The sequence below is a fragment of the Cohnella faecalis genome (assembly GCF_003570905.1).
Taxonomy (GTDB): domain Bacteria; phylum Bacillota; class Bacilli; order Paenibacillales; family Paenibacillaceae; genus Cohnella; species Cohnella faecalis.
The window spans coordinates 1445976-1461132 of sequence record NZ_QXJM01000039.1 but is presented as its reverse complement, the minus strand read 5'-3'; the positions used below and the strand labels follow the sequence as shown (position 1 = coordinate 1461132).

Sequence of the window (15157 nt, the reverse complement as noted above, 5' to 3'; positions counted from 1 at the left end):
TCCCTAACACGCTCGCATCCAATATATGCGCTTATGCCGGGATGGACTGGGATACTTGCCCGTCCACGATCGCCCTTTATTGAATTCGATGAACTTGCACGTATTGATCGATCGTATCCTTAACGTTGATAGTAACGGTCGACTTTCTGGTAATTCCGTTGCTATACGTTACCGTAAAAACAAAGGAATACCGGCCATCCTCCAAATCGATTAACTTGAAACCCGAGGGATCGCTGCGCAGCAGCCCTTGCCATACTTTTTTCTGGGAAGGCGGAAATGCGGTCAGAATACCGGCCAGTTCCTGGGATGCTTTCGCCGTAACGGAAATCGGAGTCGTTCCCGAAACGCCAGTATCGGTCGCAACCGCTTCGAGAACAAAAGCCTCGCCTGCCCAAAACCATTCCGCGGGACGTTGATTTGCCGGATGCTTTGCATTATGCCGAATTCGATTCGCTTCCCATTCTTCGGTGTGCTTGACATAGCCCTGAATACCGAGCGCATAAACCGTCAACGTTTTCATTCGGACGACCGGCACCGCTTTGCCGTCGCTAATCGTCTGCTTTACCGTCCAGGTTCCGACCGCCGAGCCGTCGCCGGGCAGAATGAAATCCGGGCCGGCCGAAGAATAAGGATACGTCATCGCCCGAATATCGTTAAGCCGTCTCGTGCCGGACGGATCGAAAGCTTCATAGCGGACGGTAAGCGAGTCCCGCTCGTTATCCCCGATCCCAATCGAACGAATGTGAAGCGTATCGCCTTCGAATGTCGGCATGGAAGAGTTGGAAGAATTGTACGTGAACATCTGAAAATCTCCGAAAGGCGGCGTATTGCTAATGACCTTCATCAAGATTGACTTCGTTTCGACGTTTCCGTTCGGAGTTCGGGCTGTCCATTCAAACGTATAGCTTCCGTCCGGAATCGCTCCCGTCGGAGTAAAGACCGACTCCCATTTTTTCGCGCCTGTTCCCGCTGTCGAGAGCACGTTGCCGGAAAGCGTCAAGCTCTTTTGATAAGAGGTTCCTTTGAATGCGACAACCGTCACCTGGCTGGCATATTCCGTCGTATCGGCTTCCAGCTTCGCTGGATACCCGACGACAATCGTATCCGACAATCCGCTGCCGTCCTCCGCCTTGATGAACGGAACGAGCTGAATCGGCGTTGACACCTTGACCGCAAACTCTCGAAATGTCGTTTTTCCGTTGGAGCCTTTGGCCGTTATCCGATAAATATAGCTGCCATCCGGAGTCGTCGCCGGCACGGTCGTTACGACGTCGTTCCAATCGATGTCGCTCCCCGTTTTGCTGCCCGTATAGTAGGGCACCGTTTTGTTGATAAAATTACCGGCAGGTGTCATCTGAAACAGCAGATTCACTTGATAAGGATATCTCGTCCACAATTCGTACGCTCGCAAGCTCTCGCTTGCGGGTACTCCTCCAGCCGGAGTGAATGCTGCATCTTCCGACTTCAAGCCGGCCCCTAACTGGGGCGGCGGCGCCGCTTCAAGCACGAAGCTTAGCTTGAACGGATCCGACCAGTTCCCTTCCATATCCTTGACGATATATTCCAAGCTGTAAGAGCCCGGCAGCAAAAAATCGGGAATCCGGTAGTACCACTCCCCTCCGACCGCTTGATAGCGAATTTTACGATCGACGATGCCTTTTGCAACGGGATCGCTGACGCTATGATCCAAATCGAAAGATTGATCGATCCACGAGGTTTGATAACACGCGCAGCCATCGTCATACGTCCAATCGAGCTTAGCTTGTGCGACCGGCTTGCGATTGACCAGGATGACCGTCTTGGATTCATTGGAGTAATAGCTATAATTCGCAAGCTGCGGCTCACTGCTCGGCAAATCTTTTATTCGTCTATGGATCGTGTATTCCCCGGTAAAAGGCAAGCTCGTTCGAAGATACTCCTCCGACCATATCGGAGAATCTCCTTCGCTCAATGCATAGCCGACATGTCCCATCGGGTTGTCATAGTAGTTTTCATTCTGAACGTACATCGTTTCCCGCTTGACGATCGGATCGTTTTCCGGATCCGCGTCGGTGGCGAGCAGGTGAAAAGTCTCGTTGGTCAAAACAAGCTGGCTAGCCGTAGGAGGACTCCGGGATGCAATATACTCGACGATCTCCTCTATAATCCGCTCGATAGATTGCCCGTTGTTTTCAATAAAAGCTTCATAAGCCGTTTGACTCTTCATCGCCGAAGCTCCTACTAAAATAACTTTCGCATCGGATAGCGCCTTGGCGCTCTCAAACTCTACAGGTTCGTTAATGACGCTGTCCGATAAGTAAATCAAATATTTGTCGGATGCCGTGCGAGCATAAGGATTCGTCAAAGACTGCCGTACATCCTTATAAATCGTACCGGAATAATAGCCCCGCCACTCCGCGACATGCCGCCAATCGTAAATATGAACCACGACCGTTCGGCTGACCGTTCCCGAATACGAGGTGGAAAAGGTCGTACTGCAGGCCCCGTTCGGAGTGCCCGACGAGCCGCAGCCCGAAGAAGGCGACGTTCCTAGCCGGCTCAGAGTACCGGAATACCCGTCGCCGTCCGAATAAGACTGAGAACCCGGACAAGAACCGCTCCAGGAAACCGTGCCGACTCCCGAACTGTTATAGGTTACGCTTTGCGTATTGGAGCACGAGCCTGTGGCCGTCTTTGTCTGGGTCTCGGTCTTGTCGGATCCGAAATCCCGGCTTCCCCCGTAATCCTGCTTATCGTAAAGGGACAATGTGCCGCAGTACCCTCCTGCGCAATAAGCGAGAGTAGCGGGCGGGGACGAGGTGCCAAAATCTTTATAGGTAGTCGAGGCTTGGCTGTAGGTGTAAGTGTGCATATCCCAAGCGTCCACATCGGGATCGATTCCCTCGGCGCGCAGCTGATTGTTAATGACGACGCCGTTTCCTTTTACGTAATCGATTTTGCTCTGCTCCAGGTTCTTGTCCAGCAAGAAAAAGACGTCGATTTGGGGCCGTACGGTCGGGATGTCCGTGTAAATATCCGAATAAGGAATATAGTTGTTGATCCAAAATTCGAACTTCGCCGTGCTTCGTCTTTTGTCCGCCGGAGTCAAAAATTCCGGGAACGTTTCTTGTCCGAAGTCTTCATCGACGGTTGCGACAATCCGGTATTTTCCGAGCTTGCCGAACGTCGGAGTATAGGCTGTCACCAGACCATCGAACGAATCGATGAGCTGCGTGTACGTTTCGTCGCCGGCGGCATCGTAATACACATTGAAATGTTGCTTCGTCACGGTATCAGAATCTGTGCTAACTGCATCGTAGAACAGCGGAACCGACTCCCCGCGCGCGACTTCGCTCGCATAAGGCGTCATGATAACAGCTGGAGCAAAATCCTCCTGTACCCAAAATTGTTGCCGATACATTTCCGATTCTCTTCCGAGGGAATTGCGCACCTTCAACGTGAGCGCGTATTCGCCCGACTTCTTGAACAAGAACTCTTTGTGGGAGGCACCGTTAATTTTTATACGTTGATCTGCTAGAAGGGCAGTGTCCAATGCTTCCCATGTCCATGTGAAAGAAGTAATCGGGTATGCGGCCAGGACGTAGGGATCGTTCGCGGATGCCGCATTTTCGTCCACGGTTATTTTGCGGTTTTCCTTGAACGTGCCTCCCAGCTTGAACTGGGCCGTAGGAACCGTATCGTGCACATATACGGGATTGGAGCTTACGCAGCCGGGATCCAATGGATCCGTGACCTTGGCCTTCGGCTTCCATTGGATATCGACTCTATGAAGGCCGTCGGCATCGTCTCCAAACACATATTTCCCTTCGAAAAAGGTATCGTCGTCGATTTTTACGCCGTCAACGTAAACGTTTCGTTCCTCGACACGGCTCAAATCCGTTCCATCGCTTGCCGGAAAAGAGACGATATCGAATGCGTGCAAGGGTATGTTCGCAGGACAAATAAGAGGATTCGGCAACGGATCCTCCGGTATTTTGATTTCCGGGATAATGATAGGGGGAACGTCTTCATCCAATGTTATTTTCAGGTCGGTAGAATCTTGACTTCTCGGTTTCGGATTATCGTCCGAATCGTAATACGTCATGGAAGTTAGCGTAAATTGGATGACGTCGTCCTTTTTCAAATTCGTTTTTTTCAGCTGTACCGACACAAGTCTTTTTCTCGCGGTTTGTTTGCCGTTCTCTAGCAGCACTTGGTCTGCCGGATTTTTGGAGGACCAAGTTCCTACCGTCGTCTTTGTGCCGCCGGGGTAGCTGACGTCCAGCTTCAGTACCGTCTCCGTAACATCCTCGCGATAATAATATTTCGCTCTATCGTAACGGTCCCCATTGCCGTCGTACATCGCTTCGTCCTTGATCGTCGCAGCCAAGTCCAATACGTATGTAAAATTCTCGGAAAGCTTTTGCAGCTTGACCTCGGCTTTGATGATTGTCGGAGTGGCTTCGGCTTTCGGCGGAGTCTTGACCGTTTTCGGAATTTCAAACGTTTGATACCACACCTCGTTTTTTGCCGTCAGATGCCACATCCGCCCAATTCCCTTAGACCTCGCAGTCGGGTCCTGCTCGACGTACATGTAGTCGAACATATTGAATCTCTTAAGCTTATCCTCTCCATTGGCCGATCTCTGGATCGAAACGAAGTTGGATTTGATGATGTTGTTTGTGTCTAGGATGGCTTGGTTTCCAGCGTCATATACTTTATCCGTTGAATCACCGAATTTACTAGCAATTAATGGACTTACCTTAGAGACAGCAGTTTTATTCTCTTGTGCTCTAGAGCTGCTCCTCCATGGCTGATAAATCCATGCCCGTGTATCAGGATCCGTTACGGAAGCATCATTTATAAAATATGGGTTAGTGTAAAGCTCCCCTTGGCGATCATAGCCATAGTATCGATATTCTCCCCAGATACCGGAAACATTAAAAGTTGGATGGAATGCTGTCGATGAAATAGGGGCTCCTTTATGAATCTTTGATTCTTCGTCTTGCCAGCCGGCTTTAAATCCTGTAGCAATTCTATTTTCAATCAAACTCTCCATACTAGGTGAACCATCAATATTTGGCTTTATATATGCCACAACACCTAGCTTGGAATATAGCCAAGCATTAAAAGGAAGTATTTTATTCGGAGTAGAACTGTTACTACATTTCGGAAATGGAACTGGCGGCTTTAAATAATAATACTTCTCCTCACACTGCTCATGGAGAGTTTTTGTAGATGCAAAACTAATAGGATCTAATGGATTTGTAAAAATGAGTAGCAGAAAATAGACCAGCACTGTACTGGCCGCCACCTTTAAATGTAACAATCAAACAACCTCCTTATCTATCTGCATACCCACCAATTGATATAATTATTGCCTCAGACGAAGAAGGATCTATCCTCATAGATCGCTTCCCAATCAATTTTTCAAAACCTGACAGTTTTCCTGCACGAAAGCTTATCATTGCTCCATCTATTACCTTCCGCGCTTCAGAGGCTTTATCTTTGTAGACAATCCCAAGAAGAAGATCAAGCGGTTGAGCGGCTCTTTCATACCTGCCTTGAGCTTTCGGAATAACTAACCCATAAGCATTCCCGGTTGCTGTTATCAGTACATCTAAAGGTGAGTTACCATTCCAGGAATCGTTATTATAGTAAACTTGTTGGACATAGCCATTTAGTCTTTCTTCATTTTCAAAGTAAACCAAACGATCATTAAATCGTTCCGTTACACCTTTATAATTAGAGAGTGCATTAGTTAATGTGTCATGAACCTGCTTCATTTCATTATTTGCGAAAATAATAATTTGTGGGTCGGCATATCCATATCCGGGAACGACCGAATAAGGAACTCCTGTGAGATTTACCCTTACAGGTTTTCGTAGAGTTTCATCGTTAAAACGTTCTATGACTGAAATTGCTTCTGCACGGGAAACGGCTTTCTTTGGTTTCCAAGTACCGTCTGGATACCCTGAAAGTATTCCAGATATAAGCGTTTTGGCTGCATCATTTCGTAAATAGTCTTCAATATATTTGTAATCTTTCATCAGCGGAATCCCTAAATCCGCATATTCTTCAACAATAGCAGTATGAAACTCCTCATCCATCCGAATAACAATCCGAGAAGCCCGCTCCCGAGTCAAAGGCTCGTTATAACGCCCTTCATACTCGTCCTTCATTAAGCCGAAAAACTTGGCATAATCGGCATAATTCTTGTACCAAGGCTTCCCTTGCGAGAAGTCGTATCCGTAGCCATCGATCATTCTCGCCCTGACATGATCGGGAAAACGATCCAATGTCGCCTGCGACCACGTCACATTCCCCGCCGAATCCGTCTCCGTAAAAGACAGGAACAGCATCGCTAGGAACTCCGCGACTGTGACCGATTTGTCGGGCTTGAACGTACCGTCGGCGTATCCTTTCACATAGCCTTTTCGAACCGCTTGATCGATCTGCGTCTTAGCCCAATGTTTGCCGCTAACGTCGCTGAACGTCGCAACCGCCTCGGGAGCCTTTGCAATGACCGGAGCCTGCTGAACCACGCTTAAACAAAACGTTATAACCACTACCCAAAACCAACCTTTTTTCACGTCATGACAACCCCTTTTCTTCGAATATAGGAACCCCGCACGGCAAAAAAACCATAAAAAAAGAAGCACGTCCGTCGTCGATGGTTCTCGCCTGCGGGTGCTTCCACGCTTGAATATCCTGTTTTTGTTAATTCATTATAGAGCCAATATCCAAAATCCGTCAATAGCCCCTCTTTTTCCACTTTTTTCGCACCTGCAATACTGTGGCTGAAAGGGATTAGCGCGAAAAAATCACTCTATTCCCTCTGCGTCACCCTCTAAGCTAGACAATAAGAAGACAAAATCGTCTTATTATTCCAGAAACGACCATCAAAAGATGACGTAAAATTGTTTGTGTACCATGTTTTGGAGTCTTACCAAAACAAAAAAAAGTAGGGTATTCTCGGGGTTACGACGCCACCAAGAAGGAGCCCTACTCGATGACTACTATACCCGAAAACATGCTTAACGATCTATTTGAAAATCTTGTCACACAGTTTGTGAAACAGAACATTGAGACGATCATGCGAGCTGAAATCAAACACATGTTGGAGGAGCAGGAAGAACATCAGCGTAATAGCCGGAACGGTTATTACACGCGCACCCTCCACACGAAGTATGGTCACATTGAAGATCTCCAGGTACCACGTGACCGTAATGGCCAATTCCAAACCAGCGTATTCGAGCCGTATCAGCGCCGAGATGGTTGGCTAGAGGAAGCTGTTATTCAGATGTACAAAAGCGGTATGGGCACACGAGACGTCGCCCGTTTCATTGAAAGCATGTTTGGTAGCCAATATTCGCCTACGACCGTCAGTAATATTACAGCGACAGTGTTGGAGGACATTCAAATCTGGCTGCAGCGCCCGCTAAAGAAACGTTACTCGGTTATTTATCTCGACGGTCTTTACGTCAAACTCAAACGCGGCACCGTAAGTGGCGAAGTCGTTTACTTTGCGATGGGGATCGACGAAGATGGTCACCGGCAAATCCTTGGCTTCTACATTGGCGGCCAAGAGAGTTCAAATGGCTGGCGGGAAGTACTCAAAGATCTTTATAAACGCGGGGCGACAGACGTGCTGCTCGGCGTGTTTGACGGCCTGACAGGGCTTGAAGCAGCCTTCCGCGAGACTTACCCGAAAGCCGACGTGCAGCATTGTGTGGTGCACAAAGTCCGTGCTACTTTCCCAAAAATCCGGGTGCAACATCGAACGCAAGTTATCGAGGATATCAAAACGGTTTACACGGCTGAGGACAAAGATCTTGCATTAGCAGCCTTCGACACGGTTTACGCAAAGTGGGGCAAATTGTATCCAAAAGAGATGGAACTTTGGAAGGAGCAACTGCCTACATTGCTGACCTTTTACAAATTTCCCAGCCTCATCAAGGAAGCCATTTACACTTCCAACCCAATCGAGCGGATGAATAAGGAAATCCGCAAGAGACTCAAGCCGATGAATAGTTTAACGAACATGGATGCGGCAGAGAAGATCGTTTACTTGCAGGCAATCGACTACAACGAACGTAACGAAAGTCGCGCCATACGTGGGTTTGCAGATCCTGAAGTGAAGAAGAGGTTAACCGAGATGTTTGAGGCACGATATTCGGACAAGATAACATCCGAGGAGTAGCGCCACAAAAACCAATCTCCCGCGCCTTCGCTTGAGCTGCGCTCTCCGCCAACTCTAAAACCTAAAATCATGTCCATCATCCCGATGGAAAAACCTACTACACAAACTTCTTGACGCTACCCATCAAAACGGTTACCTCAAAAAAATAACGACAAATGTTCGTCTTATTGCGTTTCATATTCGCCGCAACGTGCGAATAGGACGAAAAAATCACCCTATTGTGTTCTAGACCAGCACTTCCACCCGCCCCGCCGCACACCGCCCACCACACGCAACCTATCTACCACACGCCTACTCCTACGCTCGCCCCCAAACAACGTGCGGCCGCGCCTGTTCTCGCTGTATGCTGCGCCAGCTTAATTCATTCGCATCGACACCGCTCGTCTTCCTCACACTTGCTGCTCATAGGCGATTTGGTGGCCATCCTCCAGCCCTTTGGCGAAGCCGTGATTATAGCCTTCGTTGTACGAATGATTGAACCCGGCGGAATCCCCCCCACCCCCGCCTCTGCCGCCAACTCGGCGGCGACCGCCGCGGTCTCTTACGCGCCGACGGCCGAGACTGCGGCGCGATCGCAATCCGCCGCTGCCTTTTCTCCGGCGCAAGCCGCCTTTGCCGGACGCCCGTGCCCGTCCCTTACCCCGGGCTCCCGTTCGCGCTTTGCCCTTGCCCTTGCTCTTGCCCTTGCTCTTGCCCTTGCCCGTGCTCTTGCTCTTGCCCTTGCTTTTCAATTCGCGGCACCTCCAGCCCCCGTTGCTCCTTTTTAATTGCGACTCTCCTCAATTCGCCCGCCAACCAAGGCGCCCCTGCAATCCCTTTCTTCGGAGGACGCCAGCTCATTCCGGTTACCGATCTGAGAAGAGCGTTCTGCATCCCCGTCAGAACCCGGACATGCTCCTTCAGCACATCCGGCGAACGATCGGTCTCCCCCAGCCCGGCCGTTACGTCCGCAACACTGTTCAAAATTTTCGCCAGCGCCTCCTGACTGCGGGCAATCGAGCCAAGCAAGCTCAACTTGATCTCCCATTCCCGCTGCAGCCGGCTCATCCTTTTTGTCTCCCGAATCGAAGCCGTCGAACAGCGAACCCATCGAGCCCATTCCTCCGCCCGAGCCGGATACCTCCTCTTCCGGATGAAGGATGATCTTCATATTGCGGCTCAAGCCGTTGCAGAGCTTCGTCAGCCCCTCGATCACCTCGACGTGCTGCTCGTGAAACTCCAGGCTAGTCGATAACCGATCGCTATGAGCCGCCTGGGATTCATGTGTAAAATGCGCAAGCATCCAGTTCCGCACCTTCTCGGCTTCGGAAGCTTTCGCTTCGAGCATGGCCGCGACGTTCCATTGCATCTTCGCAATGGCATCCAAAGTAAGATGATACGCATCTTCCCGTCTCATCGTCTCGCCTCCTTCCCGCCACCTTATTCCTTATCCGAATTATTCCTCGTCGCTTACGGTAATCGCCTTGACTACGTTGGTGAGACTGTCGGCGACCGCATCCTGAAAATCCGCCAAGCTGTTTAAGTAGGCCACGATGCTTTTGTTCACTTGAGAGGAGCTTCCCAGCAGTCCCGTCAGTCCGTTTAATTGAGGCTGTACGTCCGGCAGCCCTTGAACGATATGGGATAACCGGACGGTCACTTGCCGTTTGGCGTCGAGTATCCGAGCCATCTGTTGGTGCGATTGAGACAAATGTACGACGATTTCCGTCATGAGTTCTTCCATTCCGCCATCGATCCCCCATCCGCGCATAAATCCGCTGCGTTCATCGCTAAACCGCATCGTCTCTATCAGCATATGCGGGCACCCGGCGCTTGCCACATCGGCAACGACAATCATCGGGATGCGAAATCAAGCAACGCATAATCCGCGATTCACATACAAAACCGCCATCCCCAGAGGAACGGCGGCTTTCTTCGTCTCTTATAAAGAATACCGGATTTGAGGAGGCGCGATAATCGGCAACCCTTCCATTTTGCCGGCCAGCGATTCCGGAGTCGTCATCTGACAAGGCTTTGCGTTCAGATTCCACAAAAACAAGGCGGAAGGCGTAACAATACGCCGTATGTGATGCCCTTCTACATGGTAAGCCGCTCCGTCCGGCAGCATGACGACTCCGGCCTGCCACTCGTTATCGGCTCCTCGCCACCGCCGCTCGGCTTCCTCCACCGCGATAATATCACCGACCGGCCATCTGCGCAGATCTACCTGCGACACCCGCGTGACGGGGAGACCGACGACTCCTTCAATCCTTCTGCGCTGCCCGCCCTCGATCCAATAGACATGAGGCCCGAAGCCTTGTACGGCAACCCGTTCCGGGTAAAGCCACGCACTCCCGGGAGCGTTCTTCCTTGTGCCAGCGGATGCTGCAGCACTTTGAAAATCCATTCCTCCGGGCTGTGCCACTTGTCGCTAAAATACGACTCGTTGCGATTGTTGACTACCATGAACTGTTCTCCGAGCGCTTTCATACTGATGCTGCCGTAATGGTGAATGAACGTATCCTCCGCGATAACGAGACTTTTGCCAAGCAGCCTTACCCGAACGCCGAAATCGTCGTCCTCGAAATTTCCGGTCAGGAAGCCTTCGTCAAAATATCCGACCCCTTCGAACAGCTCCCTGCGAAAAAGCAGGCAAAATCCGACCAGCCGATCCGTACGCCGCCATCTCGCAGGATCGTGCAAATTGTACGATCTCGCGAAGCCTGGCATATCTTTCACGGCGGAGTAAGGAACCGCGATTTGCTGTTCCCCGCTAATGTAATTGGTAACGGGTCCGACCATTCCGATCTTCTCGTCGCTGCTCAGGCATGCCAGCATATTATCCAGCCAGTTATCGGTCACCAAAGTGTCGTTGTTTAAAAGAACGATTGTCGTCCCCTTGGCCATCAGCATCCCGACGTTGATCGCTCCGGCGAATCCCCGGTTCGAATCCAGCACGCGGCTGCGAACCCGGCCTCCGAGACTTTGCAAATACGCGGCCGTACCGTCCGCCGAACCGTTGTCCACGACGATAATTTCGTGCGGCAGCCTCGTGCAGGCCGATATGCTCTCGATGCATTGCTGCAAAAGGGTAATTGGTTATAGGTCGGAATAACGATGCTCGTTCCCTCGAATAACCCTCCGAACCGTTGAATGCCGGCCTGTACCCCGTCCCGGTATCCCACGCCGTAACCCGAGCCGTATTCGGCCGCATCGGCCGCCGGTTGGACACTCAGCCTTTTGCTTTGCCGGCCCTTTCTCCGTCCCGCTCCGCGAGATCGGGCTCGCCGCCTTCGAACCGCGGATTGTCGGGAAGACAATTGGAGCGCGATTGACATGGAATCACCTTCTTTCTCGAATGATTGCCTTTCGTTATGTCGGGACAGCCCGGCGATATGATTCGCCAGATGGCCGAAGTCAATCATGACCTTGCCGGTAGCCGCCGCCAAATTGACGCAGATCGGAAGAGCCGCGATTCCCGCCGATACGAGCGCCAGATCGAAGTCGTACCGGCCGGCCTCTTCGATCACCCGCGGCGTGTCGTGAACTCCATTCACGGGTTGAACCGCTCCGACGATGAGAATTCCTTGCCTGATAAGCGCATGCGCCAGTCTGTCGGCTACGTTGCCGACGAGCAATACCCGCCGTCCTCCCATCAGCCTCATAAAGTGTCCATACTCGTGAAGAGAGTAATTCATTACGGAAGACGTGTATCGAAGCGACCGGACGTCGATTCCGTGAGCCCGAAGAGCTTTGAACAATAAAGGCTGGTAATAAGGCCTTCTGGATATGGGCACCCCGACCAAGGACGCATGTCGAATAGCGTGAGCGACCGCCTCCCGGGCCGCAGGATCGGGAATATTCACACCCGCATACGGCAAAAAGTGACCTCCCGCTTGCTGAATTTCTTCGATCGGCAAGACGACTTCCTGCGCAAGCGTCATGAGTTCGCCATCGCCTAGTCGGATGAATGCGTAAGGTCTCTTCTCGCGCAAGCTCGACTCCAATTCCTCCGCCACGGCGTCAGGCCCGAGCAAGGGAACGCCGTGGGTCTGAGCGCCTGTATGCCTGCGGCAACCGCCCCTTCGACCGATAAATCGGGGATGATCAGGTCGCCCGGATGATGCTGTTCCACGAATTTCTCGCCGCCGTCGAATAGACCTTCCGAGTAACCCTGCTCGTAAGTTCGCATCGGCTGCTGAGACTGCTGAGACTGCTGAGGCTGCTGAGGCTGCTCCGGCGACAACGGGCGTTTTTTCGAGACGATTCGCTTCCCGCGCCGTTTCCGAGCCTTTACCGCCCTTTTTCGCCCTGTTGACGGCCGTTTCTTGTTGGGATTCGGCTTCACGCCCAGTCTAGGACGAGCGTTAATCGGCGCCCCGATCGCCGCCCTCACGGAAGAGTCCCCTTGAGCTTAATGCCCGCCTCCTCCATGGAGTCGAAGGTGCCCGCATCCGTCCACCAGCCGCGCAACTCGCAGAATTCGAGCTTGCCCGCAAGCGCGTACGCGTTGTTCACGTCCGTTATTTCCAGCTCTCCTCGCCTTGAAGGCTTCACTCCGTCGATGATGTGAAAGACGCGATCGTCGTAAAAATATAAACCTATCACGCAATAATTAGACTCCGGACGTTCCGGCTTCTCCCGGATATATGCGATCTTTTCGGGAGGCGCGGAGAATGTCGGAACGCCGTAACGTGTCGGATCGTCGACTTTTTTGACCAACACCATCGCCCCTCCGTCCTGATTTTCGAACTGCTTGAAATAGGACGCAAGACTGTCCTCGAACAAATTGTCGCCGAGCAGCACCGCGAATTTTTCTCCCGGCTTCATGAGAGGCCTGGCAAGCTCCAGCGCCTGCGCGATGCCTCCGGCTTCTTCCTGCACCCGGTAAATAATCGAGACGCCCCATTCCAGCCCGCTTCCCAGCACCTGCGAAAACCCGCCAAGCGCCGAACGCGTCGTCACGATAACGAGTTCGCGAATGCCCGCCTCGCGAAGTTTGGCCACTCCGTAACAAATCATCGGATAGTTGCCAATCGGCAGCAAATGCTTGTTCGTCCAACTGGTGAGCGGCTTCAGCCTCGAACCCGTTCCGCCTGCCAATATGACTGCTTTCAACACAAACCCTCCAATGTCTTATCGGATGAGAGCTCTCGGAACTTTTTGCCACTTGTCCGCGAAAATCTGATAATTCCGCTCGACAAGCCGATTCTGGGCATCAGGGTCGGTCTTGAAGCTGGCGCTTCCTTCATGGTGAATGAGCGAGTCGCGGCACATGAGCATTCGATAGCCTTGCTGTTCGGCACGCAGGCAATAATCGTCGTCCTCATAGTGTCCGGGGAAAACCGTTCGTCGAGAAGCCCGATCTTCTCCATCAGCTCCCGGCGAAAAACGAAGCAGACGCCGACAATCCGTTGAATCGGAACCCATTTGTGCGGATCGGACCGATTCACCGCGTCTGCGAGCAATATGAAGGAATCGATATCCGGATAGGTGAGCTCGACCTGCTGCGGTCCGCTAGCGTAGTTCGTAATCGGGCCTACGATTCCGATATCGGCTGCGCTATATAGCGCCAAGGACATATTGCTTAGCCATCTCGGCGAAACGACGGTGTCGTTGTTCAGCAGCACCAGCGTATCGCCGGAGGAAATCTTAAGCCCGCGATTGCACGCGACGGGAAATCCTTCGTTGCGGTTCAAGGAAAGCAGCGTGACTCCCGCCATGCGGCACCAATCCGCCGTTCCGTCGGTCGACCCGTTGTCAACGACGATAATTTCATGCGGAATATCCGTGTAATTGCGGATGGACGCTACACAGCGAATCAACAAGTCCAATCTGTTGAAGGTCGGTATTATAATCGATGCCCGTTTCATCGTTGCGTCCCTCCCAGCACGCTTCGGTTGCGATACGTATCTGCGAATTCAAGCCGGCCGCCGCGCACGGACATCGCTTCTCTCCAAGCTTCCATATGGTCTCCGGCCGATTTCGCCAAAGCGTTCTCCCTCTGAACGGGAGAAACATCCGATACGCGGACCAATCCGATTTTCAAGCCCTTCAGCAATGCCATGGCATGAGCCACGGTAGGAACCGTAAGAACGGCCGCCCCGAGTGTGTTCAAGGCATGGCGCGATAGCGCGAGAGGCAATTGGGAAAAAGAATTCGTTCGCAGCTCGGGACGATCCAGAGTCGCATTCAAAAACTCCTGAAACCTTAAGACGGCGTTGCGGCGGATGAACGTACTATCGTTGTCCGGAGTGTCCGCAAGGGTTATGTCGGCACGGCCGTCCGTCATCTCCAGCATTTCGGCGAGCCTTTCCGCCGGAACGGGAGCGTTGCCGTCTACGAGCAGCACGGTTTCCGCATCCGCTAGATTAGCGCCTAGAGCCCGTCCGACATCGGCGTCCGTCAGCTCCGGCATAAAGACGACGATCGTATTTGCATAGCCTTTGGCCCGATAAAATTTGCCGTCCGCAGGGCCATAGAGAATGACGACGATTTCGTCCAGCGGCAATGCGGTTAGCTGCTCCATAACGGAGTAAAGCGAGTATTCTTCGCCGGCGGTGCATACGACCGCTACCGCTTTTCCTTTCAGCGCAACGGGCGCAACCGGAAATTCACCGATTCCCGCTCCTCGAAAAAAGCCTTTTGCATACGACACTCCATCGCCTGCTCGAATGGATGCGCCGGAATGCGCCGAATGGCTATGTTCCCGAACGATCCGGTTCCAGCCGTCAAAAATCGTTTCCTTGATCTTCCCTGCCGAAAACGGATCGGGAGGGTTCGAGCTTCGCCACTCCGCCCCCGCCGTCACTCCCCGTTCAAAATAGACCGAAGAAAGGACGACCGGGGCAGGAGGAGGACTGAGCAATGTTGCGCCTAGAGAGCGACTCGATTTTCGATTGCGAGAATAACGTCGGCCTGAGCGTCGTTGTGCTTTGTTTTTCGCTCCTTGCAACGCTTTGCGGGGACGCCTTCCAACTTTACCCGCGCTTCGGG

General features: G+C 52.1%; 12 protein-coding genes and 1 pseudogene. 1 reads left to right on the top strand and 12 read right to left on the bottom strand.

Annotated features, from left to right (window positions below; genetic code table 11):
• Window positions 1–76 precede the first annotated feature (76 nt).
• Both D3H35_RS19825 and D3H35_RS19815 read right to left on the bottom strand, forming a co-directional pair.
• Entirely contained in the window at window positions 77–5278 is a 5202-nt protein-coding gene (locus D3H35_RS19825) for an Athe_2463 domain-containing protein (protein ID WP_411675162.1), read from the bottom strand.
• Between the two features lie 43 nt (window positions 5279–5321).
• Window positions 5322–6572 (bottom strand): S-layer homology domain-containing protein, encoded by a 1251-nt coding sequence (locus D3H35_RS19815; RefSeq protein WP_147355901.1) that lies wholly within the window; start codon window positions 6570–6572, stop codon window positions 5322–5324.
• A gap of 419 nt (window positions 6573–6991) precedes the next feature.
• Between D3H35_RS19815 and D3H35_RS19810 the strand changes: the two genes are divergently transcribed.
• Window positions 6992–8182, top strand: coding sequence for an IS256 family transposase (locus D3H35_RS19810; RefSeq protein ID WP_119150896.1), 1191 nt, complete (start codon window positions 6992–6994; stop codon window positions 8180–8182).
• A gap of 389 nt (window positions 8183–8571) precedes the next feature.
• On the opposite strand, the gene D3H35_RS19805 is transcribed toward D3H35_RS19810, so the two are convergent.
• From D3H35_RS19805 to D3H35_RS19770, 10 genes and pseudogenes are all read right to left on the bottom strand, one after another.
• Window positions 8572–8913: a hypothetical protein gene (locus D3H35_RS19805; RefSeq protein ID WP_119150895.1), complete on the bottom strand. Its 342-nt coding sequence runs from the start codon at window positions 8911–8913 to the stop codon at window positions 8572–8574.
• A gap of 32 nt (window positions 8914–8945) precedes the next feature.
• Window positions 8946–9578, bottom strand: coding sequence for a hypothetical protein (locus D3H35_RS31420; protein ID WP_199728549.1), 633 nt, complete (start codon window positions 9576–9578; stop codon window positions 8946–8948).
• A 39-nt stretch (window positions 9579–9617) separates the two neighbouring features.
• The gene (locus D3H35_RS19795; protein WP_233568014.1) at window positions 9618–9977 is read right to left on the bottom strand and encodes a nucleoside-diphosphate sugar epimerase; all 360 of its coding nucleotides are present in this window, start codon (window positions 9975–9977) and stop codon (window positions 9618–9620) included.
• Window positions 9978–10103: 126 nt separating this feature from the next.
• The gene (locus D3H35_RS32650) at window positions 10104–10397 is read right to left on the bottom strand and encodes a hypothetical protein (RefSeq protein ID WP_233568013.1); all 294 of its coding nucleotides are present in this window, start codon (window positions 10395–10397) and stop codon (window positions 10104–10106) included.
• Window positions 10385–11248, bottom strand: coding sequence for a glycosyltransferase family 2 protein (locus D3H35_RS32645; protein WP_233568012.1), 864 nt, complete (start codon window positions 11246–11248; stop codon window positions 10385–10387). Before D3H35_RS32645 ends, D3H35_RS32650 begins: the two co-directional genes overlap by 13 nt.
• A 362-nt stretch (window positions 11249–11610) precedes the next feature.
• Window positions 11611–12180, bottom strand: a pseudogene (locus D3H35_RS32640) (GT-D fold domain-containing protein); the annotation flags it as partial.
• A complete protein-coding gene (locus D3H35_RS19785; protein ID WP_119150894.1) occupies window positions 12120–12557 on the bottom strand; it encodes a hypothetical protein in 438 nt (145 codons plus the stop codon). The gene D3H35_RS19785 and the pseudogene D3H35_RS32640, both read right to left, overlap by 61 nt.
• Window positions 12554–13279: a sugar phosphate nucleotidyltransferase gene (locus D3H35_RS19780; protein WP_119150893.1), complete on the bottom strand. Its 726-nt coding sequence runs from the start codon at window positions 13277–13279 to the stop codon at window positions 12554–12556. The genes D3H35_RS19785 and D3H35_RS19780 overlap by 4 nt, the downstream gene beginning before the upstream one ends.
• Window positions 13276–14034, bottom strand: a complete 759-nt coding sequence (locus D3H35_RS19775; protein WP_325050101.1) for a glycosyltransferase family 2 protein — start codon at window positions 14032–14034, stop codon at window positions 13276–13278. Before D3H35_RS19775 ends, D3H35_RS19780 begins: the two co-directional genes overlap by 4 nt.
• Window positions 14031–15029 (bottom strand): hypothetical protein, encoded by a 999-nt coding sequence (locus D3H35_RS19770; protein WP_147355900.1) that lies wholly within the window; start codon window positions 15027–15029, stop codon window positions 14031–14033. Before D3H35_RS19770 ends, D3H35_RS19775 begins: the two co-directional genes overlap by 4 nt.
• Between the last annotated feature and the right edge of the window lie 128 nt (window positions 15030–15157).

What these genes read in the sequence shown, in the direction of transcription:
- D3H35_RS19810 (WP_119150896.1), top strand. Translation starts at nt 6,992, where the DNA reads ATGACTACTATACCCGAAAACATGCTTAACGATCTATTTGAAAATCTT.
- D3H35_RS31420 (WP_199728549.1), bottom strand. Translation starts at nt 9,578, where the DNA reads ATGAGACGGGAAGATGCGTATCATCTTACTTTGGATGCCATTGCGAAG.
- D3H35_RS19795 (WP_233568014.1), bottom strand. Translation starts at nt 9,977, where the DNA reads ATGCTGATAGAGACGATGCGGTTTAGCGATGAACGCAGCGGATTTATG.
- D3H35_RS19775 (WP_325050101.1), bottom strand. Translation starts at nt 14,034, where the DNA reads ATGAAACGGGCATCGATTATAATACCGACCTTCAACAGATTGGACTTG.